This is a genomic window from Clostridium sp. UBA4395 (assembly GCF_002390995.1).
Classification (GTDB): Bacteria; Bacillota; Clostridia; order Clostridiales; family Clostridiaceae; genus Clostridium_J; species Clostridium_J sulfidigenes.
In genome coordinates this window covers 1-19,671 of the sequence record NZ_DGRF01000029.1, presented here as the reverse complement: position 1 = coordinate 19,671, position 19,671 = coordinate 1, and the positions used below count along the sequence as shown (strand labels likewise).

At 28.7% G+C, this 19,671-nt stretch carries 20 protein-coding genes; 5 read left to right on the top strand and 15 right to left on the bottom strand.

Annotated features, from left to right (window positions below; all coding sequences use genetic code 11):
* Nucleotides 1–105 precede the first annotated feature (105 nt).
* From B2694_RS04145 to B2694_RS04130, 4 genes are all read right to left on the bottom strand, one after another.
* Complete coding sequence (locus tag B2694_RS04145; RefSeq protein ID WP_346884700.1) at nucleotides 106–1,017, bottom strand: viroplasmin family protein; 912 nt, start codon at nucleotides 1,015–1,017, stop codon at nucleotides 106–108.
* 25 nt (nucleotides 1,018–1,042) lie between these two features.
* Nucleotides 1,043–2,047 carry a YkvA family protein gene (locus B2694_RS04140; RefSeq protein WP_346884699.1) on the bottom strand — a complete coding sequence of 335 codons (1,005 nt, stop codon included), beginning with the start codon at nucleotides 2,045–2,047 and terminating at the stop codon, nucleotides 1,043–1,045.
* 262 nt (nucleotides 2,048–2,309) lie between these two features.
* A complete protein-coding gene (locus tag B2694_RS04135) occupies nucleotides 2,310–3,368 on the bottom strand; it encodes an HD-GYP domain-containing protein (RefSeq protein WP_346884698.1) in 1,059 nt (352 codons plus the stop codon).
* Nucleotides 3,369–3,388: 20 nt separating this feature from the next.
* A complete protein-coding gene (locus B2694_RS04130) occupies nucleotides 3,389–3,787 on the bottom strand; it encodes a DUF6762 family protein (RefSeq protein WP_346884697.1) in 399 nt (132 codons plus the stop codon).
* Nucleotides 3,788–3,874: 87 nt separating this feature from the next.
* On the opposite strand from B2694_RS04130, the gene B2694_RS04125 reads away from it, so the two are divergent.
* Nucleotides 3,875–4,216, top strand: a complete 342-nt coding sequence (locus B2694_RS04125) for a hypothetical protein (protein ID WP_346884696.1) — start codon at nucleotides 3,875–3,877, stop codon at nucleotides 4,214–4,216.
* Nucleotides 4,217–4,332: 116 nt separating this feature from the next.
* On the opposite strand, the gene B2694_RS04120 is transcribed toward B2694_RS04125, so the two are convergent.
* Both B2694_RS04120 and B2694_RS04115 read right to left on the bottom strand, forming a co-directional pair.
* The gene (locus tag B2694_RS04120; protein ID WP_414632714.1) at nucleotides 4,333–5,787 is read right to left on the bottom strand and encodes an aminoacyl-histidine dipeptidase; all 1,455 of its coding nucleotides are present in this window, start codon (nucleotides 5,785–5,787) and stop codon (nucleotides 4,333–4,335) included.
* A gap of 19 nt (nucleotides 5,788–5,806) precedes the next feature.
* Nucleotides 5,807–6,358 carry a manganese efflux pump MntP family protein gene (locus tag B2694_RS04115; protein ID WP_035135592.1) on the bottom strand — a complete coding sequence of 184 codons (552 nt, stop codon included), beginning with the start codon at nucleotides 6,356–6,358 and terminating at the stop codon, nucleotides 5,807–5,809.
* Between the two features lie 216 nt (nucleotides 6,359–6,574).
* On the opposite strand from B2694_RS04115, the gene B2694_RS04110 reads away from it, so the two are divergent.
* A complete protein-coding gene (locus tag B2694_RS04110) occupies nucleotides 6,575–7,513 on the top strand; it encodes a magnesium transporter CorA family protein (RefSeq protein ID WP_346884694.1) in 939 nt (312 codons plus the stop codon).
* A 150-nt stretch (nucleotides 7,514–7,663) separates the two neighbouring features.
* Nucleotides 7,664–8,338 (top strand): DUF4397 domain-containing protein, encoded by a 675-nt coding sequence (locus B2694_RS04105; RefSeq protein WP_167403042.1) that lies wholly within the window; start codon nucleotides 7,664–7,666, stop codon nucleotides 8,336–8,338.
* Between the two features lie 108 nt (nucleotides 8,339–8,446).
* On the opposite strand, the gene B2694_RS04100 is transcribed toward B2694_RS04105, so the two are convergent.
* The 6 genes from B2694_RS04100 to B2694_RS04075 all read right to left on the bottom strand — a co-directional run bounded on the left by B2694_RS04100 (nucleotide 8,447) and on the right by B2694_RS04075 (nucleotide 15,172).
* Nucleotides 8,447–10,477, bottom strand: coding sequence for an ABC transporter ATP-binding protein (locus B2694_RS04100; protein WP_346884693.1), 2,031 nt, complete (start codon nucleotides 10,475–10,477; stop codon nucleotides 8,447–8,449).
* A gap of 2 nt (nucleotides 10,478–10,479) precedes the next feature.
* Nucleotides 10,480–12,231, bottom strand: coding sequence for an ABC transporter ATP-binding protein (locus B2694_RS04095; RefSeq protein WP_346884692.1), 1,752 nt, complete (start codon nucleotides 12,229–12,231; stop codon nucleotides 10,480–10,482).
* A gap of 193 nt (nucleotides 12,232–12,424) precedes the next feature.
* Nucleotides 12,425–12,880 (bottom strand): PadR family transcriptional regulator, encoded by a 456-nt coding sequence (locus tag B2694_RS04090; protein ID WP_346849224.1) that lies wholly within the window; start codon nucleotides 12,878–12,880, stop codon nucleotides 12,425–12,427.
* 6 nt (nucleotides 12,881–12,886) lie between these two features.
* Nucleotides 12,887–13,735: a DegV family protein gene (locus B2694_RS04085; RefSeq protein ID WP_346884691.1), complete on the bottom strand. Its 849-nt coding sequence runs from the start codon at nucleotides 13,733–13,735 to the stop codon at nucleotides 12,887–12,889.
* A 140-nt stretch (nucleotides 13,736–13,875) separates the two neighbouring features.
* Entirely contained in the window at nucleotides 13,876–14,103 is a 228-nt protein-coding gene (locus tag B2694_RS04080) for a DUF1450 domain-containing protein (RefSeq protein WP_346884690.1), read from the bottom strand.
* A 145-nt stretch (nucleotides 14,104–14,248) separates the two neighbouring features.
* Entirely contained in the window at nucleotides 14,249–15,172 is a 924-nt protein-coding gene (locus tag B2694_RS04075) for a metal ABC transporter solute-binding protein, Zn/Mn family (protein ID WP_346884689.1), read from the bottom strand.
* 257 nt (nucleotides 15,173–15,429) lie between these two features.
* On the opposite strand from B2694_RS04075, the gene B2694_RS04070 reads away from it, so the two are divergent.
* Both B2694_RS04070 and B2694_RS04065 read left to right on the top strand, forming a co-directional pair.
* Entirely contained in the window at nucleotides 15,430–16,089 is a 660-nt protein-coding gene (locus tag B2694_RS04070) for a metal ABC transporter ATP-binding protein (RefSeq protein ID WP_346884688.1), read from the top strand.
* Entirely contained in the window at nucleotides 16,076–16,876 is an 801-nt protein-coding gene (locus B2694_RS04065) for a metal ABC transporter permease (RefSeq protein ID WP_035135574.1), read from the top strand. Before B2694_RS04070 ends, B2694_RS04065 begins: the two co-directional genes overlap by 14 nt.
* Nucleotides 16,877–16,948: 72 nt before the next feature.
* Here B2694_RS04065 and add read toward each other — a convergent pair whose 3' ends face one another.
* The 3 genes from add to B2694_RS04050 all read right to left on the bottom strand — a co-directional run bounded on the left by add (nucleotide 16,949) and on the right by B2694_RS04050 (nucleotide 19,460).
* Entirely contained in the window at nucleotides 16,949–17,941 is a 993-nt protein-coding gene (gene add / locus B2694_RS04060) for an adenosine deaminase (protein WP_346884687.1), read from the bottom strand.
* 144 nt (nucleotides 17,942–18,085) lie between these two features.
* Nucleotides 18,086–18,742 (bottom strand): tRNA (guanosine(46)-N7)-methyltransferase TrmB, encoded by a 657-nt coding sequence (gene trmB, locus B2694_RS04055; protein ID WP_346884686.1) that lies wholly within the window; start codon nucleotides 18,740–18,742, stop codon nucleotides 18,086–18,088.
* 64 nt (nucleotides 18,743–18,806) lie between these two features.
* On the bottom strand, nucleotides 18,807–19,460 hold the full coding sequence (locus tag B2694_RS04050) for a site-2 protease family protein (RefSeq protein ID WP_346884685.1): 654 nt from the start codon (nucleotides 19,458–19,460) through the stop codon (nucleotides 18,807–18,809).
* Nucleotides 19,461–19,671: the final 211 nt, after the last annotated feature.

Sequence of the window (19,671 nt, the reverse complement as noted above, 5' to 3'; positions counted from 1 at the left end):
AAATAAATATTTTAGGTTACAATAATATTTACTTACTCATAATTAGTAGATCTTAAGTATGTTTATAGGATGCACATATTTCTAATTTATATGCCTATAATTAATTTATTTTAAGTTTTGAATTAATTCTAATATGATTTTATCCTTAACCTCCATAGGTACACATTTTAAATATTTTTCTCTCTCATTTATATCTATACTATTTAAGTGTTCTCTTATTCTGGTAATGTGATATTTATCTTCAATTCCTATATTACTATGAACATCTAGAGATATAACGTTACTAATATTTTTCTTAATAATTTTAGAAAGTTTATTTTTAACGTCACTAGTAACAACCCTTAAAGTATTATTTTCAACAGCTTTATCTACTACAGAATTAAATTCTACCCCAGCACCACTTTTTGCCAACTCATCTGCAATATCATTATATAAATCATTAGTATGACTATCTACCTTAACAAATATAACGTTTATATTACCTTCTTTTTTTAACTTGTTAATAACTTCATAGTATTCCTTTGATAAAACTGTATTTCTCTCCCATGCGCCTGTTGCATGTTGACAGACTCCAGCATAATCATAAAATAATACTATTTCTCTACAATTATTATCTAATGCATATTTTACACCATTTATAGCAGCCTTCAGCTCTCCATTTACTTGCCTTTGATTGCACTGATTACTCTTGCCTCCACCATAGTTCACATATGTAATTATATCCTTTTCAACTACAAGTACCCCATATCCAAACTCTTCTGTAGATATGTTATAGCTTCCATCAACATATATATGAGGCACATCTAAAGGATAGTTGTCCACACCTTTCTTTAATTCTGAACTATTATCTAAATAATCTTTTGCCTCTTTTTCTGTTAAAAAGCTCTTATATATAGCACCTTTCGCTCCTTTTACATAGGAAAGACACTCACTCCAACTTTTAACAATAATATTATTAACGTCTACATTATTATTAAAATCTCTTCCTTTTTTTATCGCATAATATTTAGTTGCCATAATAACCCCTACCTTAAACGTAGATTTATTTAGTAAAAAATACTATAGACTTTTTTATAGATATTCTTACTACATCTACCATTTTTCTTATTTCTTTTGCTCCAAACTTGTCATTTAGTAAAGTCATAGCTTCTCTAGAAACCTCTATAATATTGCTCTGGCCTTCCCAATTATCAAGAATTATTTCTTCTGGAATATCACAAAGCACCTTTTGAAGTATAAAAAATGTAACTGCTAAATCATCAATCTTACCTATAACAGGTAATGTATCTGGTAATATATCTAAAGGAAACAAAAGATATCCTAAAGCAATAGATATATTAAACTTTACCTCTTTTACTACTCTTTTGTCCTTATATAACCTCATAAATAAAGCAATTATATCTGGTATCATCACTACATAGGGATACATCTTTTCATATTTCGCAGAAAATCTTTCTTTAAACTCTTTTCTAAACCTTCTATAAGTATACTCTTTATGATTATCTAAATTTTTTTTATTAGATTCTACACTGGAAATTGGCACTTCTTCTTCTTTTTTTTCTTCATTTTTATCATTAGATTTATCATTTTCATTTTTAAAATTAAAATTACTAACCTCTGCCTCAAGACCATATGGGATTATAGATAAATCTTCTAATTTAAAATCAACCATCGGTATAACTTTACATAACTTGTATAAATCTATAATTATCGTATCATCAGTAAACTCTATGCCAAAATTAGCTACTTTTGAGCTAATTACTTTTAATGCCACATTTACAATGCCTTTAAATATTTTAAGACTTTTTACATTAATTTTATCTATACTTAAATATAGTTTATTATTCTCAACTTTGTTTATAGATATATCAACAGAAAAAGGAATAGATACTTTATGCTTATAACTTCCAACTACATTAATATTTTTATCTACTAATATTTTGTCAATTTTAAGTCCTTCAACGGGTACATAGTCTCTTAATACATCTACAACGATACTGTATAAATCTTTTTCTGTTATTGAAATCTTTATATTAGATATCTTCATTTTACTTTACCTCCAATTGTACTTTAATCATAATAGAAACAGAGTTCTTTTTTTCAGATGGGGTTTTTACCACCTCTGAATAGACATCCTTATCCAAGGACGTAGCAACTCCTTACCCCCACTTTGAAGAATATGAAAGTATTAGAGCTGGTAGTCATCGGGTAAAATATATATACGCCAAATTTTTATATCAAAACCAAAAGGACATACCTCAATTATACAGCATAATTAAAAACAGTACATCCCTCAATCCATATATTTATTAAATTACACATTGGATAATTAAATTAATTTTTTCCAACAAATTAATTTCATAAAATTTTACTGGTTTTCTAGTTTTATAATCATATAGTACTCTTATTATAGGCCTATCTGGGAACCCTTTGTTCTGACTTATAACATATCCTTCTACTCCATTAGAAAGTTTAACACAACACCCTAATGGATATACTGAAAATGTTTCTTTAAATGTGCGCACTAATTTTTCATCAAACTGACTTCCTGATCCAGAAAGTATAAGCTCATAAGCTTGATTAGGCTCAAATTTTTTTCTATAGCTTCTATTACTAGTTACCGCATCATATACATCGCATATTCCTACGATCTTACCAAATCTTGAAATTTGATCCCCTTGCAATCCATAAGGATATCCTTTTCCATTAATTTTTTCATGATGTTGCTCTACTCCTTCAATTGCACTAGCTGGAATTTTATAATTTTTACTCAATATTTCCCCACCATAAATTGGGTGTTTCTTCATGACTTCAAACTCCTCATCAGAAAGCTTCCCATTTTTATTAATTATACCTGCAGGCACTTTTATTTTTCCTACATCATGTAACATTCCACATATACCCAAATCTCGCACTGCCCACTTTTTCATTCCAAGGCTCATTCCTAAAAACACTGACATGATTCCAGTATTTATACTATGCAAAAATGTGTAGTTATCATGAGTTTTTACATCATTTAAACACTTATTCACATCTTCAATTTCCATTATATGATTCAATAACTGATCCATATTTTCTAAATATTCATCTCCACATGAACCGACTATACTTCCTATACCCCTTGATATGTTCTTTAAACTTTTAATAGTGGCTTGTTTTAGTATTATTAGCTTCTCATCTACTACGTCGATATCTTCTAATCGTTCATCCTCAAGATAAACATAATATACTCCTAGCTCTTCAAGTCTTTTTATGTATACACTGCTAAGACTCATACCAGCTTTTAACAATATTCTTCCATCATCACCATATACATGTTTACCAAGTATATCTGATTCATTAACTCTACATATATGTTCTAATCTCATGATTCTCCCCCAATTATGTACTATTGATATTCCTCACATTTTCCTTCTATATCAATAAAAACTTTTTCTAAAGCTTCCTTAATTCTTGTACATGCATTGTTTAATCTATTATTTAGCACATTATGATCTTCATCGTAATCAAAGGTAACAATCCATGTGGGATTAAATTCCTCATCATAAATTTCTATAGAGTCAACCAAATCAGTTAAACTTTCATCATCGAACAAATCATATATGGCTGAAAATTCCCACTCCTCTACATCTTTATTGGTATCAAAATATAAATTTACCTTTTCACCATCATAAAATAGTTTAGTAATATATTCTGCACCTTCATTAACCTCATAGCTTCCAAGCTCTCTTGTAAAAAATTTTGTCTCTTTATCCTTTTCCATTAATACAATAGCAGAAAAATCCATTATCATACCCTCCTAATATTTTGTAATTTATTTACATAAATTACTTTAAATGCTATAATTGATTATATCCTTAAAGGAGTGTGAATTATGAATCTTGTAAAAAATCTTAAAAAATTCAAAACTCTTTCCCTCATATCTTTAATTATTATAATTACTATTTATATAATTGTTTTTAGTTACACTAATTTAAAATGTAAAAACTTAGATTATGCTATAAAAAAATACTCTACTTCTGGTATTTTTAATAAATATAAATTATATTCTCTAGAAGACTTTAACATTAAGTTTTCAGATGGTAATATATGTATAGCAGAAGTAAATGGCATAGAAGGAAAAAGCCCCTATAAAACCACGACTTATACTCTTCATCTGGTAAAACATAAATCTGGCAAATGGAAACTATCTGAAATTTCTTCTAATAACAATTGATTTTTTGCTATAAACATAACTATTTTAGTATACCTTAGTAACCATAAATATACAACAATAAACAACTCCCCTTAAGATAATATTTATCGTTACCTTAAGGGGAGCATTTGTTCTTCCTATCTTATTTCTGCTAATACACTTAATAAGTAATCATACATTCTATCTAGTGAAGAAATACTTACATGCTCATCTGGTGTGTGAACATCAAAAATATTTGGCCCAAAGGAAATCTGATCTATATTCCCATTAAATTTATCTCCAATTAATCCACATTCAAGTCCTGCATGAATTGCAGATATTTCTGCTTTATTACCAAATTTATTTTCGTAAACTTGTTCAAATACAGTTCTAATTTTAGATTCTGGATTATACTGCCACTCAGGATAATCTGATTCAAGTTCTATAACACAATTCATTATTTCTGCAAGTACCGTCATTCGATCTACAATTGATTTTTTTAAAGAAGCTACTGAACTTCTAACTGCATTGTCAAATTCTACAGCTTCACTAGTAGTAGTTACTACACCTACATTGGTAGAACTCTGTACTAACCCTGGTATCGCCATACTCATAGTTTGAACTCCATTTGGTAATAAGAATAATGTTCTTATTACTTTCTGTCTAGTATCATCGCAAAATACTTTATCTACAGACTTAGTAACTTCATAGGTTAATTTCAAATCATCATCTATACCTTGTAATTCATTTATAAATATAGATGACCATTCTTTTACTTTTCCTTCAACTTTAACTATATCTTCTGGTCTTACAGCTATAATAGCATCTGCTTCTCTTGGAATAGCATTCATTTTAGCTCCTCCATTTAAAGATGCTAGTTTAAAGTCTACAACTGAATTAAGATCCATTAAGAATCTACCCATCATTTTATTGGCATTTCCTCTTTCTTTCTTAATTTCCATACCAGAGTGTCCGCCTTTAAGTCCTCTTATTTTAATAGCTAATGAATTGTAGTTCCCTTCTATATTCTCATAATTTGTTGGCACAGAGAATTTAAGTCTAACTCCTCCTGCACAACTTACTAATAGTACTCCTTCTTCTTCAGAGTCTATATTTATTAATATTCTTCCATTTAAATGTTCTGGATTTAAATTTGTTGCTCCACCCATTCCTGTTTCTTCTTCAGTAGTAATCAATACTTCTATAGGAGGGTGAGCTGTTGTTTTATTATCAAGAATTGCAAGAGCATAAGCTACTGCAATACCATTATCCGCTCCTAATGTAGTTCCTTTAGCTTTTATAAAATCACCGTCTATAATAAATTCTATTGGATCTTTTTCAAAGTCATGTTCAGTTCCTTGATTTTTTTCACAAACCATATCCATATGCCCTTGTAAAATCACTGTTGGAGCATTTTCATAACCACTAGTAGCTGGCTTCTTAATAATAACATTTAGCGCTTCATCTTGTATAACTTCTAAATTTCTGTCCTTGGCAAACTTAACTAACCAATCGCTAACAGCCTTTTCATTTCCTGAACCTCTTGGTATTTCATTCATCTCTTTAAAAAATTTGATTGCCTCAAAGCTTTTTAAGTTTTTTAATGTTTCTATCATTTTAATCATCCTTTCCTTAAAAGAAAATCATCTTTAATCCAAATAATATCAAAATTATGCCTCCTATATAATCAGCATATTTTCTTAATATATGGATTTTTCTTAGATACTTTGCTATTATAAATGCTAATATGCTCATAAAAAATGTTATCATACCAACAATAGCAGTAAAGAGTGTTAAGGTTACCATACTTTCTATCCTTGAGAAAGCAATAAATCCAATTACTATTGCATCAATGCTCACAGATATCCCTAAAATGAAGTACATTTTAAAGGTTATGACAATACTTTCTTCTTTTTCTATCATACCTTCCTTTATCATAAGTATACCAACTATTGCAATAACTATTCCCCCCATAACTGCAGGGACGGAAGCAATATTCTCTGTAAATATTTTACCACCAAATCCTCCTAAAATAGAAAACAAAAATTGGAAAAAACCGAAAGAAATTGCAAAAGAAAACTTTTGCCTTGCCTTAGCCCCTCTATTTAAGCCAATAGCTATTGCAATACCAAAAGCGTCTAATGAAACTGCTAAGGCTATGAATAGCAATTCTTCTATTGCCATAAAAGACCTCCTACAAATACAATAATTTAATATTATCATAAATTTATATTATCAATAACAACATTAATATTAATATTATAATTCTAACTTTTCAAAATTATGATTATAAATTAAATTATTTGTACTATTATAATTATTACTTTTAAATATACAGTTGTCAATTAGAAATATAGTGTTAAAATATATTCATGAGTTTTATTATATGAGGTGATAACATTGATTACAATCTTTAAAAGTGATACCTCGGGCCGTCTCACAGAAATCGATTCTATAGAACATGGCTCTTGGATTAGTATGATTAATCCATCCGATGAAGAAGTTCTTTTAATTACACAAAAACTTAATATTCCTCAAGATTTTATAAGAGCTGCATTAGATGAAGAAGAAGGTTCAAGAATAGAATTTGAGAATAATGCTACTCTTGTAATTATAGATATTCCATTCACTGAAATGGACGATAATTCATTAACTTACGATACATATCCACTAGCAATAATATATACCGAAAGCGTAATTATAACTGTATGTCTTAAAAACAGTCCTGTATTATCAGATTTTACCATTGAAAAAATCTCTTCATTTTATACTTTTAAGAAGGTCAGATTTATGCTTCAAATATTATATAGAGCATCAAATTACTATTTATTATACCTAAGACAAATAAATAGAAAGAGTCTTTTGGTTGAAAAAACCCTTTATAAATCTTTAAAAAATAGAGAGTTAATTCAATTATTTGCTCTTCAAAAATCCTTAGTATATTTCTCTACATCTTTAAAATCTAATGATTTAACCTTAGAAAAACTTTTAAAGCAGGAAATCCTTACAAAATATGATGAGGATAGAGATATTTTAGATGATGTTATGATAGAAAATCGTCAAGCTATAGAAATGTGTAGTATATATAGTGATGTCCTCACTGGTACTATGGATGTATTTGCTTCTATAATTTCTAATAATCAAAACCAAGTTATGAAATACTTAACATCTGTAACTATAGTTATTTCTATTCCAACTTTAATATCAGGTCTTTTAGGTATGAATGTAGGTGGAATACCTTTTTTCAATGCCTCTGATGGATTTCTGCATATGTGTATAATTGTAGGATTAATAACTTTAGCCGTTACCTACTATCTTAGAAAAAAAGATATGTTTTAAATAATAAAAACCCAATAGAAATCTAGTATGTAATTATGAAGGTATTTATGGATAATTATATACTAGATTTTATATTGAATCCCCTTTTGTAACATTCTCTAATTATATTTCATATACTATATTTGATAATATTTTTATATGAGGTATATAATGCAATATATTAATGTTCCCTTTAATATTCCTACAAGAGTAGATGACATGATGAATTCTGAAGATAATATGTCAGCCTATGTTAGGGTTGCTCACATTGCAGCTAGAGCCCCTGATGTAGATATTTATGTAAATGATAAACTAACAATATCTGATCTTGAGTATAGAGATTTTACAACCTATATTAAACTTCCTTCTGGAACTTATAACATAAAGGTGTATAGAGCTAATAATACTGATTTTCCCTTGGCAGATGTTGATATTTTTATAGCACCCAAAAGTGTAACTACTATTGTAGCTTACATGCAAAGAAGAATGTTAAGCTTATACCCTGTGGATGAAACTCCGTTAACCTCTACAACTGATGGTAAAGCTAAAATTAGAATTGCTCAGTTTATTGAAAACATTCCACCTGTAGATGTAGTTCTTTCTAATGGTACTGTACTTTATAAAAATGTAAACTTTAAGGACATAAGAAATTATATTGAACTACCTATTGGTAGATATACTATGCTATTAAAATTAGCTAATACAGATATTGATATGTTATATGTTCCCAATATAAATCTAAAATCAGATAAATACTATACTCTTTATTTGATTGGTTTAGTTACTAATTTCCCAACACCACAGATGTTAATTCCTTTAGATGGAATAAGTTATTTAAATATATAAATTTTGTTTCTTTAGTCTCTAAATCTTTATTAATTAATCTTTACACATTAACGTAAAAGCTAGCCCACAAGCTAGCCTTTACGTTTAATTTTTATTTACCTACTTTAATTATTGTCCTGCATATTGTAATTTATACAAATTGCTATAAAGCCCTTTTTTCTCTAATAGTTCTGAATGACTTCCAATTTCACGTATCCTACCCCTGTGCATTACAATAATTTTATCTGCATTTTTAATAGTTGACAATCTATGTGCTACTACTATAGTAGTTCGTCCTTTAGTTAATTTATTTAGAGCATCTTGAATTAAACTTTCTGTTTCAGTATCTATGTTAGCTGTAGCTTCATCTAAAACTAAAATTGGCGGGTTAAAAGCTAATGCTCTAGCAAATGCAATCAGTTGCCTCTCACCTTGAGAAAAGGTTGTTCCTCTCTCATTAACCTCAGCATTATATTTATCAGGTAACTTTTCAATAAATATATTTGCATTTACATATTTACATGCTTTTACAATCTCTTCATCTGTTATATTTTCATTATTTAATCTTACATTTCCTTTTATATCACCAGCAAATAGAAATACATCTTGAAGCACTGTAGCTACATTTTTTCTAAGTTCATCCTTAGACATTTCTTTAATACTAACTCCATCTATCAGGATTTCGCCCTTTTGAATATCATAAAGTCTAGTTATGAGACTTATTATTGAGGTTTTTCCTGCTCCCGTTGCTCCAACAAAGGCTACCGTTTCACCTTTTCTAATTCTAAAGCTTACATCTTTTAATACCCAATCTTCATCATTGTAGGCAAACCAAACATTTTTAAATTCAATATCTCCTTGGGCACGTCCTATATGTTTAGGCTCCTTTGGGTTTTTAATTATAGAATCATTATCTAATAACATAAATATACGCTCTGAGGAAGCCATAGAAGACTGAAGTATATCAAATTTCTCAGATAAATCAAATATTGGTTGAAATAGTTTTTGTATATATATTACAAATGCATATAACACTCCAAATTCTATTGTTAAATTTAGAACTGCTGTACCACCAACCCAAATTAATATGCATAGAGCTAATTGATAAGTCATATCCATAAGTGGTCTAAATATAGCAAATACTTTAATTTGTTCCATTGCAGCTGTGGAATACGATGTATTAATTTCATCAAATTCACTATACTTTTTACTTTCAACTCCAAATATCTGCACAGTCTTCATACCACTTATATTTTCAGATAAATTAGAGTTAATTCTAGATAATCTAGTTCTTACTTTCCTATAAGCTTCTCTATCATATTTTCTAAATATAAAGGTTAAAGCAACTACTAATGGAAGGGTTATAATTGATACTATTCCTAATTTTATATCTAATAGAAACATAGCAATTACAATGCCACTAACAAGAAATAAATCTTTGATTAAATATACTAAAACAGATGTGTACATTTCATTTAATGTTTCTACATCATTTGTAATTCTAGTTACTAATCTTCCCACTGGACTCTTATCAAAGAAAGATAATGATAAACTCTCTACATGCTTAAATATTGCAGCTCTTATATTATATACAATCTTTTGACCAGTATACTGTAACAAATAAATTTGAATATAGTTTAGTATAAATATTACTATATAAATTAGCAATATTATAATAGCACTCCACTTTATCAAATCTAAATCATTAGTTCTTAATATTTTTATATCTTTTATAGTTATTTCATGAGCTTTAAATTCATTGTTATCTTGAAAAAACTTTTCATCTGATATTTCATAAGCCGTGTTTTTCCTTGGTTCACCCTCTATTACATAGGGCTCATTATTCTCATCATATACTATTGAAGCTCTTATTGCTCCATCTCTTTCTCCCCTTACTACATATTTATCTCCTATGGCTATGGAACTATTTTCAGCTTCTTCTATAATAGAATATTTTCCACTTAAAGGATTAATATTACTATCTATAACATTTTTTATTATGAAGGGAACAGACAAATCTAAGCACACCACTAAAAACATTATAATTACTACTATTCCCATTAGTCCTTTATATGGTAATGCAAATTTTAAGAGCCTTTTCATCAAAAGGGAGTCATATTGCTTATCTAATACTTCATCTTCCTGATTAAAGTTTTCCATAATTATATCTCCTCCTCTTCCATAATTTCTTGCTCAATCTGTTGTTTTTCATATATATCTTTATAAATTCCTGGCATATTTTTAAGCTCTTCATGTGTTCCTTCTTGAACAATTTTTCCTTGTTCTAGAACTATGATATTATGAGCATCTTTAATTGCTGAAATTCTATGAGATACTATAATAGAAGTTTTCTTCTTCATTACATCTTTTAAATTCTCAAGAATTATAGCCTCAGTTTTTGCATCTACTGCTGATAAACAATCATCTAAAATTAGGATATCAGGATCTTTAATAAGAGCTCTAGCTATAGAACATCTTTGTTTTTGACCTCCTGAAAGAGTAGTTCCTCTTTCTCCCACTATAGTTTCAAATTTCTTTGGGAAGTCTATTATATTATCATAAATATCTGCCTTTTTAGTTGCATCATGTATTTTTTCAATATCTACTTCATGAAATGCAAGTCCTATATTTTCAGCTAAGCTAGTGGAAAACAAAAAAGAATCCTGTGATACAAACCCAATATTAGTTCTAAGACTATTTAAAGATATTCTATTTATATCTTTATCCCCTATAAAAATCTTTCCATCTTCCACATTATAGAGTTTAAGCAATAAACTTATAAGAGTACTTTTACTACTTCCAGTCTTACCCACAATCCCAAGAGTTTCTCCCTGCTTTACTCTTAAGTTTATATTTTTAAGAGCTGATGTTGTTGTGTTATTATAGCTAAAAGTTAAATCCTTTATAACTATATCACCTTGTAATTTATCCACATATGATGTACAACAATCTACTATATCAGGTTTTGTATTTAAGACTTCTTCTATTCTTTCAAGGGATGCAAATCCTCTTTGTAAATTATTAATTACTTGTCCTATAGCCATCATTGGCCAAACTAAGTTTCCAAGATACATGTTAAAGGTCACAAAGTCCCCAAGAGATATTTTCCCCAAAACTACAAAAGTTCCCCCCACTACTATTAGTAATGCAAAGCTTAAGGAAGAAATAAATTCTATCAAAGGAAAGAATACTCCCCAAATTCTTATAAACTCCATATTCACTTGAAAATTTTTATCATTCTCTTCTATGAACTTTTCATATTCCCTTTCCTCTTGAACAAAAGATTTAACTATTCTAATCCCTGAAAAATTTTCTTGAACGATATCTGTAAGTTTTGAAAAGCATCTTTGTACTTTTGTGAATTTTCTGTGTATTCTTTTGCCAAATTTTTGAGATACAAATGCTACAAAAGGAAGTGGGATTAATGATAACAAGGTAAGTGGCACATTAATAGTTAGCATAATAACAATAGTGGCAATAGTCAACACTACTGCATCAAAAAACATAATAACGCCAGGCCCTAGTGCCATTCTTACAGCATTCAAGTCATTTGTTGCTAAAGCCATTAAATCTCCAGTTTTTCTTTCATTGTAAAAATTAGAAGATAATCCTTGTAGATGCTTAAAAAATTTACTTCTTATATCGTACTCTATTTTTCGTGAAGTACCATTTACATATATTCTCCACATAAATCTTCCAATAGCTATAACAGATGCTATAACTAATATATATACTATAGATTTAACTAAAGTATTTTTATTAGCACTTCCTAAGGCAAAACTATCTGTTAAAAAACCTAGAATTTTTGGTGGAACAAGTTGTAAAAAGTCTACTAGTATAAGAAAAAATATCCCTATAAAATATCGTTTCTTATATTTCTTTGCATACTTTAATAGTTCTTTAATTTTATCCATATTTCCCCCCCTAAATTATAAATCTCCACTATAATTTTAGAAATAATTAATTTTCTACTCCATATATATAATACAAGAAATTACCTTTTGTTTCAATATATTTAATTCGAAAGGCGAAACTTTTGTATGTTGAAATAGCTTCACTGTGTTACTAATGAAAAAGTCCCATAAGCTAATAAGCTTATGGAACCTTTTAGTCATATAAATCTTTTTTTATTATCTTAAATACTTCTAATGCCTCTTCTATCTTTGATTTTAATAACTCTTTTTTATGTTCAAACTCTTCAATTCCTTTATTTGTAATCCTATATATCTTCTGGGACTTCTTTTCTTCATCCCAACTACCTTCAATAAATCCTTGTTTCTCCAGTTTTTTAAGCAATGGATATATTCCACCTGTACTAGGTATCCAAAATCCATTAGTACGCTTTCCTATTTGATGAGATATATCATTTCCATTAGTAGGCCCCTGAACCAATATATATAATGTGTATATTGGCAATAATCCTTTAGTAAACACTTGACCTACTGCTTCATTTTCTGTTTTTACCTTTCTAAGTTCTTGTAGTTTTCTTTTATATTCTTCATAAAGTTTCTTTTCTTCAGCTTTTATATCATTTATATCTCTCCCTAATTCATCCTCCACCATATCAACCTACTCCTTTTCATAGATAAGTACTCCTATGAATCCTGGTCCTGAATGAACACCTGATACTGGACTTAGATAACCTCCGAAATTTACGAAGTTAGCATTTTTATGAGCTTTAAATTTATCTAACAATGTCATAGCCTCTGTCTCTGCTTCACCATGCATTATATGAATATCATATTTTTTATCATTTAATTTTGATACTACAATATCATAAATTTTATTTAAAGATTGTTTTCTTCCTCTAACCTTTGCATAAGTATAATACTCACCTTCCTTATCTACACTTACAATTGGTTTAAGATTTAAAAATTGAGCTATAGTTCCAGCTACCTTTCCAATTCTTCCCCCTCTTATAAGATATTCTAAGGTTCCTATAACAAAGTATATATTTATTCTATCAGTTATTTTAGGAAGTTCTGATACTATTTCATCAAAACTTTTTCCTTGTTTAATCATTTCTGCTGACTCTTCAATAAGTATAGTTTCCCCCTTAGATATAGACTTAGAATCATGAACATAGGTCTTAATCTCAGGATGATCCTCTGATATTAGTTTAATGGCATTATTAAACCCTGATAATTTTGAAGAAATTGTTACTACTATTGCGTGAGTATATCCTTCTTTTTTTAATTCATCATACATTTCCTCCATATCTCTCATGGATGGTAACGAAGTGGTTGGTGCGTTAGTTTCTAAAGTATCATATACATATTTAGATGTAATATCTACTCCATCACTATACTCCTTATCCCTATATATTATTTTAAAAGGTAATACCTTTACATTATACTTATCTACTATATCCTTAGTAATGTCACTAGCACTGTCAGTAATTAAAGCTATTTTTTCCATATTTATCACTCCTATATCTGTTCTATTATTATTATATATCAGTAATGAGTACATTATCAATAGTGATATATCAGAAGTGATAATATTATATGCAATTTTATTAAATTTAATTATCTTTTATTGATAATTTATTTTTAAATTTAAATTCTATGGACTTCTTCCTTAATAGAATTTAAAACCTCCTCTAAACTCTCATTCTCCACAAGTACTCCATCTACCCTTGCAATGTATTTGTGACTGCATAAATTACATGCACCTATACACATATTTTCTGTTATTTTATTCTCATCACCAATAACTTTTTTTAATTCCTCTACTAATTTTTCCTGTCCCTCATTACATTTACATGTACTAATCTTCTTTCCCATGTTTTTTAATCCTTTCAACCTTTATTCGTAAATTATATAATTATTATATACTATAGTCCTTTATTTATAACCAGCATCACAGCTTTTTTCACGGAAAATTATAGGCGTATACCATAAAGTACACGCCTTATTTTGCATTATATAATTATTTATTATTCATAGCACTGTATATAGTTTCTACATTGTATTTTAAAACATCAGAAAAAGATTTTTCGTCTTCGTTACTATGTAGAGTGTATATTTGTTTAGTCTGCGCTCCCACTTCTTTAGCTAAAGTATCTGAAAGTTGAGTACTAATTAATTCTTCAACAAAAATAGTTTTTATATTATTCCCTTTACAATATTCCATAAGATTTTGTAATTCCTTTGGTGATGGTTCTCCTTCTGCAAAAACCCCTTCTATACTCTTTTGCGTAAGCCCAAAATCTCTACATAAATACCCAAAGGTTGCATGACCTGTAACAAAATTTTTATTAGCTAGTTCTTTGAATTTTGGATTATACTCCTTAATTATATTATCTATTTTTTCATTAAATTTCTTAAGTTTTTCTTCATAATACTCTTTATTTTTAGCATCCTTTTCTACCAAAGCATTTTTAATATTTTCACCTTGAATCTTTGATTCACTTAATCCAAGCCAAGTATGAGGATCTTTTCCTGAATGATTATGTCCTTCATGTTCTCCATCTTCTTCATCAGCATTTATAAGTTCCACACCTTTGCTAGCTTCTACAACTATTAGTTCTTTTCCACTGATAGCTGCTTCTACATCTTCAATCCACGATTCCATGCCAGCTCCATTATAAATAAATATATCAGCCTCTTCTATGGCCTTCATATCCTTAGCCTTAATGTCAAAGTCATGGGGTTCACTACCTTCTGGTATAACACTTTCTATGCTAACCTTATCTCCCCCTATCTCCTCAGTTAAAGCCTTCATACCGTAAAAGGAAGTAACAATATTTATTGTGTTGTCCTTTTCTTCATTATTCTTTGACTCTCTATTAGAACATGCTGTTAACATAACTACTATCAAAGTTAATGCTCCTAAAACCTTTAATTTCTTCATAATTTTCTCTCCTTCAATTGAAAATGATTTTCATAAGTAGTATAATTATATCATATTCGATTTTATTATCAACACTGACCTACAACTATTATGTACTAGGTCAGTGTTAATAATTTACATATATTACATTTTAAAATATTGTCATATTAATGAAAAATCATTCACTCATAGATAATTTTTATTATAATTTATTTAAACTATAGCTATAATATGTAAAATTATGGCTAGACTTATAATTGTAGAAAGGAGCAACACTAATGATCAAAATTAAAGACCTATGTTTTTCATATAATAATTCTAAGCCCTATATTATTGATAATCTTTCACTAAACATAGATAAAGAAAGTTATGTATCCATAATTGGTGCTAATGGTAGCTGTAAAAGCACCTTGATAAAGTTAATTTTAAATCTACTTACTCCTCAAAAGGGAAGTATTAATTTAACCTCTAGAAAAATTGGGTATGTCCCTCAGATTGTCGAAAGTTTTAATAGTTCTTTTCCTATAACTGTTTGGGAAATGCTTAATGCCCATAGAAATGTTCTTAAAATTAAAGATAAAGATTCAATCACTGAAGCCCTAAAGAAAGTGGATATGCTTGAGTATAAAAATTCTCTTATTGGAAATTTATCTGGAGGCCAAAAACAAAAGATTTTTATTGCAAGGGCTATATTAGCAAATGAAGATATATTAATTCTCGATGAACCTTCCACTGGAGTTGATAGTAAAAGCATGAAAGAAATTTATGGGCTTATAGCCTCTTTAAATAAAAAGAATGGAGTTACCGTTATATCTGTAGAGCATAACTTAGAAACAGCTCTTCAAAATTCATCCCATATCCTTACCATGGAAAATGGCTTTGGAACTCTATATACATCTGAAGAGTACATAAGGAGGATTTCTAATGTTTCAATATGAATTTATGCAAAATGCCTTTTTAGCAGCCATATTCATATCTATACTATGTCCTATGGTAGGAGTATTTTTAGTGCTTAAAAGACATTCTATGATGGGTGACACCTTGGCTCACTCTGCCTTTGCTGGTGTTGCTATTGGACTAGTAATGGGATTTAATCCAATAATATGTGCATTTATATTTACAACCATATGTGGTTTATCCATAGAATTTCTTAGAGACTACTACAAAAAATATGCAGAACTTATTCTTTCTATAGTTCTGACCTTTAGTGTTGGTATAGGAATTACCCTTATAAGCACTGGAAAAGCTTCCGGAAACGTGAATAGCTATTTATTTGGAAGCATATTAACCGTTACTAAGGCAGACTTAATTATTATGGTTATTCTTAGTTGTATATCTATTGTAGTTATATACTTTTTATATGATAAGCTTCTTTATACTACCTTCGATGAAGAAGGCGCTAAAATTTCTGGTATAAATGTAAAAGCAGTAAACTATATATTTTCTTTACTTGTTGGAGCTACCATTTCTGTATCTATACGTATAATGGGTATCCTTGTAATGTCATCAATGATTGCACTACCTGTAGCTACAGCTCTTCAACTAGATAAAGGCTTTAAACCCACTTTATTACTGTCTATCCTTTTTGGGTTTATAGATATAATATTAGGTCTTATTTTTTCATATATACTAAATTGTGCTCCTGGAGGTACTATAGCCCTAACCTCTGTTGTTATATTAATAGTAATTATTATATTTAAATCTACTTTTAAATCTAGAAATTAAAATATAAATAGCTATAATCTTAAAAAATTAAGATTATAGCTATTTAATATAATAATTATATATCTAACCATTTTATATTAATGTTTTTAAATATCCTTTAATTTCTTCTGTAGTAAATGCAGCATCTACAGAATCCATGTATATCTTTTTATAGTCTTCATAAGCCATATTTGCAACCTTACCTATACTTTCACACTCACCAGTTACATTAGTAGCAGAAACAGTTCTATTGTCAGTATTAAAAGAAACCCTTATGCCTTCTTTATAAAATTTAAACAATGGGTGCTCTTCATAACTTTTTACAGCCTTTGTCTGCATATTACTAGTTGGACACATTTCTAAGGTTACATTGTTTTCTTTGACTAAGTCATAGGCTTCCTTAAGATCTCTTATTGCTACTCCATGACCTATTCTCTCTGCTTTAAGTAGTTTTATAGCATCTACCACATTTACTCCTATACCTGTTTCTCCTGCATGTATAGTAACTCTGTACCCATATTCTCTAGCTACCTTTATTACATCTACAAACTCCTTAGCAAAACCTTCATTTTCAGCTCCGGCAAGATCTACAGCAACTACCCCTTCACCTAAGAATTTCTTTCCAGCTTCCACCACTGTAGATGCACTAGTTGCACCATTATGTCTTAAGCAAGATAAGATTAAATTAGCCTTTATATTAAAGTCTTTTTCACCTTGTCTAATTCCCTCTAATACACTTTCAATAACTTCTTCTAATGTTAATCCCTTTTCTGTATGTAAAGTCGGTGCATACCTAATTTCTAAATACTTTACATTTTCTTCAGCTGCATCTTCTAAAAGTTCATAGGTAATCCTTCTTAAACTTTCTTTACTTTGCATTATCTTTATTGGAATGTTAAATCTATCTAAATATTCCACTAGTGATTTACACTCTAATGGAGCTTCTAATAATTCCCTCAATTGTTCTAAATCATAAGTTGGTATTTCTATATTTTCTTTTGTAGCTATATCTAATATAGTTTTTGGTCTAACACTTCCATCTAAGTGACAATGTAATTCTATTTTTGGCAATGCTTTAAAGTCCATAACTCATACCCCTTTCTATTTTGTTGTATATTATCATATTCTTATTTAAATATCAACCAGTTAGTTAAATATACTGATTTTCTATTTGAAATATATGTATAATAAATAATAAGTAAGATTAAGCATCAATCTTGTCTCTTGTTTTTATTTTAATCTTGCCACCAAGAACATAGTTTTCATTCCCATAGCTGTAAATTTGCTTTCATACTCTGTAACTACATTACCTTCAAATCCACTATTATGTAAATCATAGGTTATAAATTCTATAGAAAATTCTGCTTCTTTAAAGTATTCTTGAGAATCATTGAATAAATCTACATCATCGGTTTTAAACCATATCTCTCCATTTGGTTTTAAAAACTTTTTATATGATTGTAAAAATTTCGTATATGTAAGTCTTCTCTTGTTATGACTTTTTTTCGGCCAAGGATTACAGAAATTTATATATATTCTATCTATCTCATCTTTACCAAATACGTTGTCTATAAGCATTATATTAAGAACTATGAGTCTTGCATTTATATCCTTTGCTCTTTCTATTCCTTCAAATGATGCCATAACTTTCCTTAATGCATATACTACAACTTCATCTTTTAAATCTATTCCTATATAGTTTACGTTTCTATCTTTAATTGCACGTTGACTAATATGTCCTCCCATACCACAACCTAACTCTAAATGAATAGGATTATTATTTCCAAATTCTTCTCTCCATTTTCCGCAATGACCATATTTATCATATATTACAATATCACTAGCTTCTAATTCTGGTCTTGCCCAATGCTTTTTTCTAAGTCTCATATATTACTCTCCTCGATATTAGTTTGTTAAATTATATCATACATTTATTTTGTCTATATAAATTTTATAAAAATAAATATGTAGCCATAGCCGCAAAAATATTATATATATACTGGCCTGGTACTCCAACTACAAAATCTAAAATTGAAAATCCACCTATAATAGGTAGAACTAATATAATAAATATTAACATATTATTTTTATACATTATAGTTTGAAATCTTTCAGATTTATCTCCTAATATATCTACTATTATGTTAAATCCATCAAAACCTGGTATAGGTAATAAATTTAATATAAACCAAGAACAATTTATTATAGCTGTTTGTTGGATAATTAAATATATTATATACTTAATATCACTATTTCCTGGTATAAACTTTACATATAAAGCTAGAGCTATTGTAGCTATAAATCCTATAGTCAAAGTAGTTAGAAGTCCTCCAAGTCTTATTTTTAAATCATCTTTATAAAGATTTTTAAAATTTGATTTATTAATTTCCACAGGTTTTATCCATCCAAAACCTATTATAAGCATAAATATAAACCCAAATACACTGATGTGCTTCAAAGGATTTAAAGTATTTCTTCCATACTCTTTTGGGGTATTATCACCAAGTTTTATAGCAATTTTAGATTGAATATATCCCTTAAATGTAAATGCAACTAAAATTGCTGGTATCACTAAGATTCTTCCCAATAAATAATTGTTGTTCATCCTTTTCACTCCTTCTGCAATACTCCTAGTATATCATATTTTTATCAATCTTTTTAATTCTTTTATTAATATAAAATTTCTATTATTTTTTCAACTACTTAATTTAATGAATAGCACTTATATTATGTCTTTACTATAGAGTTAATTACACTATTAAAATACAAAAACAGCTGAAACCCGCACGGATAAAACAACTTCCTCTTTATTCTTT

What these genes read in the sequence shown, in the direction of transcription:
- B2694_RS04105 (WP_167403042.1), top strand. Translation starts at nt 7,664, where the DNA reads ATGCAATATATTAATGTTCCCTTTAATATTCCTACAAGAGTAGATGAC.
- B2694_RS04075 (WP_346884689.1), bottom strand. Translation starts at nt 15,172, where the DNA reads ATGAAGAAATTAAAGGTTTTAGGAGCATTAACTTTGATAGTAGTTATG.
- B2694_RS04125 (WP_346884696.1), top strand. Translation starts at nt 3,875, where the DNA reads ATGAATCTTGTAAAAAATCTTAAAAAATTCAAAACTCTTTCCCTCATA.
- B2694_RS04100 (WP_346884693.1), bottom strand. Translation starts at nt 10,477, where the DNA reads ATGGAAAACTTTAATCAGGAAGATGAAGTATTAGATAAGCAATATGAC.
- B2694_RS04085 (WP_346884691.1), bottom strand. Translation starts at nt 13,735, where the DNA reads ATGGAAAAAATAGCTTTAATTACTGACAGTGCTAGTGACATTACTAAG.
- B2694_RS04115 (WP_035135592.1), bottom strand. Translation starts at nt 6,358, where the DNA reads ATGGCAATAGAAGAATTGCTATTCATAGCCTTAGCAGTTTCATTAGAC.
- B2694_RS04135 (WP_346884698.1), bottom strand. Translation starts at nt 3,368, where the DNA reads ATGAGATTAGAACATATATGTAGAGTTAATGAATCAGATATACTTGGT.
- B2694_RS04070 (WP_346884688.1), top strand. Translation starts at nt 15,430, where the DNA reads ATGATCAAAATTAAAGACCTATGTTTTTCATATAATAATTCTAAGCCC.
- B2694_RS04145 (WP_346884700.1), bottom strand. Translation starts at nt 1,017, where the DNA reads ATGGCAACTAAATATTATGCGATAAAAAAAGGAAGAGATTTTAATAAT.
- trmB (WP_346884686.1), bottom strand. Translation starts at nt 18,742, where the DNA reads ATGAGACTTAGAAAAAAGCATTGGGCAAGACCAGAATTAGAAGCTAGT.
- B2694_RS04090 (WP_346849224.1), bottom strand. Translation starts at nt 12,880, where the DNA reads ATGGTGGAGGATGAATTAGGGAGAGATATAAATGATATAAAAGCTGAA.
- B2694_RS04080 (WP_346884690.1), bottom strand. Translation starts at nt 14,103, where the DNA reads ATGGGAAAGAAGATTAGTACATGTAAATGTAATGAGGGACAGGAAAAA.
- B2694_RS04140 (WP_346884699.1), bottom strand. Translation starts at nt 2,047, where the DNA reads ATGAAGATATCTAATATAAAGATTTCAATAACAGAAAAAGATTTATAC.
- add (WP_346884687.1), bottom strand. Translation starts at nt 17,941, where the DNA reads ATGGACTTTAAAGCATTGCCAAAAATAGAATTACATTGTCACTTAGAT.
- B2694_RS04050 (WP_346884685.1), bottom strand. Translation starts at nt 19,460, where the DNA reads ATGAACAACAATTATTTATTGGGAAGAATCTTAGTGATACCAGCAATT.
- B2694_RS04065 (WP_035135574.1), top strand. Translation starts at nt 16,076, where the DNA reads ATGTTTCAATATGAATTTATGCAAAATGCCTTTTTAGCAGCCATATTC.
- B2694_RS04095 (WP_346884692.1), bottom strand. Translation starts at nt 12,231, where the DNA reads ATGGATAAAATTAAAGAACTATTAAAGTATGCAAAGAAATATAAGAAA.
- B2694_RS04130 (WP_346884697.1), bottom strand. Translation starts at nt 3,787, where the DNA reads ATGGATTTTTCTGCTATTGTATTAATGGAAAAGGATAAAGAGACAAAA.